This window comes from uncultured Paraglaciecola sp., assembly GCF_913058035.1.
In the GTDB taxonomy this organism is placed as follows: domain Bacteria; phylum Pseudomonadota; class Gammaproteobacteria; order Enterobacterales; family Alteromonadaceae; genus Paraglaciecola.
The window spans coordinates 1-3,436 of the sequence record NZ_CAJXPA010000303.1 but is presented as its reverse complement, the minus strand read 5'-3'; the positions used below and the strand labels follow the sequence as shown (position 1 = coordinate 3,436).

The following is a 3,436-nucleotide window of genomic DNA, read 5'->3' as shown; positions in this document are numbered from 1 at the left end:
TGAGCGTCAGATGTATATAAGAGAACGTATTAATCGAGAACTGCGTTCATCTATACCCAATAGTATCCGCGTAACAGACGATGGCAATATTCAATGTTTAGAATTTGTGCCTGCGGAGTGGGTAACGTTTTATACCACTTTATCAGTTGCCCCGGACACGTCATTAGTAGCGACTGTACTCGAGTTAGCTGGTAACAAAATTGAATATTCACTGGAACCTGGAGATTTTGCTGTAGTGTATCCAACGACTAATTTTGACGTGTATCATGAAGATAGCGATAAGCGGCGAGAAATCGTACCGTGTACACTGAGCCTTTGCGGTACAAGTAATACAACAATTGGTGTTGACCGGTTAAGTATATCAGAGGCATTCATAGATCATTCCCCAGCATCACGATTATATATAGCCCGTAAGGCCGTGAGTTATTGTGCTAATACTGGTGAAAATCGTATTTATCGATCTGAAAATAGCTTGCTTAATAGTGACCAAGATTTATATTCAACTGGAGTGTTAATGGCTGAAAATCTTGCTAATGTGTTGGCTAATGGTGAAGCACCTTTTTCTGTCTCTGAAGCAACACTAACCAGAAATGGTCTAGTACAGATTTTTCTGACATTTAACCGCAATGAAGAAATGATCAACTTTAACTCCGAGGTGCATATTCCTAATGTACCCTAGATATTTTCCGCCAAATAATATGGTCAAACCAATCAATCAACGTGGCAGTATGTTAGTAATAGCTTTGTTTGTTATTATTGTTTTAGGGCTTTTAGGACTGACCATGACACGCCTGTTATCCTCGTCTTCAGAAACTATTATTCACGAAGTATTGGGACAAAGAGCACTAAACGCCGCAAGAGCAGGTATCAATTGTGCGGTCGCAAAACAACTTGGTTCTGGTTGTGATGTTATTGTCAGTCCATTTATATTTGTGGGCGTCCCGGGATTAGAAAATTGCTCGTTTACATATGAAATTAGCAGTTCAGACATACAAGACGGCAGCAAAGAATTTACTTATTGGACCTTTAGTAGCGAAGGACAATGTACAGTGGGTAATACTAACGTAACACGTAATATCTATGTCGATGCAATGCAAGCGAAATGAGATGTTAGCCTTTACTGGAAAAAATCCCTTTAATTTGTGATGTAATGTTTCTTAGAGCTACGAGACGTGATGTCTATAAATTTAATCTGTACTTTATAGAATGACGTTTTATATGCGGCTTTATATAAAATGTATAGTAATCATCCCAAAAATGCAGCCAAACGAGCTAATCTACAGATAGCAATATTACAGCTGCGTTAATTACAGGCTAGTGATAATGCAAGATGTAGTTCTATTCTTAGCATGTGGTTTAATGAAAGAAATACAACGGAATATATCAATTTGAACTACGAAGTTTAGCGACACGATAGTTTACCAAAGATAGAGCGTATTGGATCCGGTAGCTTTATTATAAGCCGCTCGTTGTTTGTTGGCGCGATACATTAAAATTACATGATGAGTCACATGATAAAAGATATGATAAAATTACTTCCAAAAAGCAAAAAAGTGTTCGCTACGATCCTGCTTTTTTTGGCTTCCACAAATCAGACTATAGCCGCTCAGTGTTCAGCTGTATTTCCAGATGGCGCATCAACACATAGTGCTGACGGAAATATATCTTTTGATAGCAATTCCAAAATAATAGGGAGTAGTAATAACCAACTTCACACCACCACGATTACAGATAATAGTGGGCCAAATAGTAACTGCAGCTCAGCTGATTGCAGTGCTACAGGAACCGCATCAGCAGTTTCAGGTGTTAGTTTTCAAACCGGCTCTAGAATTAAAGATGTAGAGATGGGCTGGAATGATTCAGTCGTTGTGGGCAGCGGTATTTTTTCTGGAAACGAATTTGATGACATTAATCCCGATGGTTCATCGTCAGTGAGCATCACCTTTTCAGCGTCTCAAAACGAGTATTTTGTGGATAAGTTGAAATTGCCTTTTAACAGTGTCTTGTATCTGCAGGCTGGTGGTACATATTGGTTTAATCAACTTACGCTGGGTAGTCAGGCCGAAATTATTATACAGGGGTCGGGTACCGCCATCGTTTATGTCAACCAAGATGTAGATTTCGTCTCGCCAATGTTAATTAATTCGCCATTAAAACAAAACGCTGGTGATGCTAGTAAATTGGTAATGTATGTTTTTGGCAATGCTACCCTTGCTAACGACAGTACGTTCACTGGCAGTCTATATGCCCAAGGTGACTTAACACTTATCTCGTCTAGCTACCTATTTGGTGCTGTTAGTGCGGCAAATATTACATTAAATAGTAGCTCAACCATCACTTATCAGAGCATTGCTTTTACAAATACCGATTTTGGAGATATGTGTAGCGACTCCGCACAGGTCGATGATAGTTGCGCTGTTTATTTTCCTGACTCAATTCAGGGCCACACTGCTGATAGCGTCTTGAAATTCAAAGAATCAGGACAAGTCATGGGTGATGTTGATGCAAAGTTAACCTTTCCTAGTCTCGATGATGATGACTCAGACATTAACACTTGCAATACATCAAACTGCTCTGTTACAGGTACATATGCACCGGCACTGACTTTACCGACGACGTTCGTTACAAGTTCATCGAATGTCAATATAACGCCGAGTGCAAGTGATAGTGCCATAACGATTGGACCCTCAGGCACGTTCAACACCACACAGATAAAAGAGCTGATTGTTGACAACGATGACAACATTACGTTTTTGGCAAGTGCCAGTGAATATATTATTGATGAAGCATATTTTTATGGTGGCACAGTTACGTTTAATCCGGGCACTTACTGGTTTAATGAGCTAGAAATAAAGGGTGATGCTGTGGTCATTATTAATGGCGCGGTGACATTTTATGTTAATGGCCAGTCAAAACACTTAGATATTGAAGGTACGGCACAAGTTAATCTCGGTGGAGACGCCCAAAACCTGGCGATTGTTAGTTACAAAGAAATTCATTTAAAAGATGATAGTCAGGTCAATGCGGTGCTTTACAGTGATGGTCATGAAATTAAGTTGGAGAATAACTCACGACATATTGGGTCGATATCATCATTTGGAAAAGTAGAAATTAAAAAGACCGCCACATCAACGTATGCAGATGTCAGTGATGTACAGATTGGTGATTTGTGTGGCGTCTCGCAGAATATAGTTCCCATAATAGATTATCGATTCGATGAACTATTATGGGAAGGCACCGCGGGCGAGGTCATCGACAGTTCGGGTAATACCAACAACGGAATAGCAGTTGGAGGGATCAGCACAACCTCCGGAAAAGTTTGTAATGCGGCTAATATTCCTGGAAATGATGCATCGACGATTGAGGCCGTAGATACTAGTGGCGCACTCGATATAAATATTGTTTCTAGTGGTACTATTAGCCTTTGGTATAGCTT

The 3,436-nt window shown here is 39.9% G+C and carries 2 protein-coding genes and 1 pseudogene; all 3 read left to right on the top strand.

Going from position 1 to position 3,436, the window contains the following annotated elements; all coding sequences use genetic code 11:
- A partial coding sequence (locus tag QZ562_RS20590) for a prepilin-type cleavage/methylation domain-containing protein (RefSeq protein WP_293764506.1) occupies window positions 1–679 on the top strand: 679 nt, incomplete at its 5' end.
- The gene (locus QZ562_RS20585; protein WP_293764504.1) at window positions 669–1,106 is read left to right on the top strand and encodes an MSHA biogenesis protein MshP; all 438 of its coding nucleotides are present in this window, start codon (window positions 669–671) and stop codon (window positions 1,104–1,106) included. The genes QZ562_RS20590 and QZ562_RS20585, both read left to right, overlap by 11 nt.
- A gap of 405 nt (window positions 1,107–1,511) precedes the next feature.
- Window positions 1,512–3,436: pseudogene (locus QZ562_RS20580) on the top strand (hypothetical protein); the annotation flags it as partial.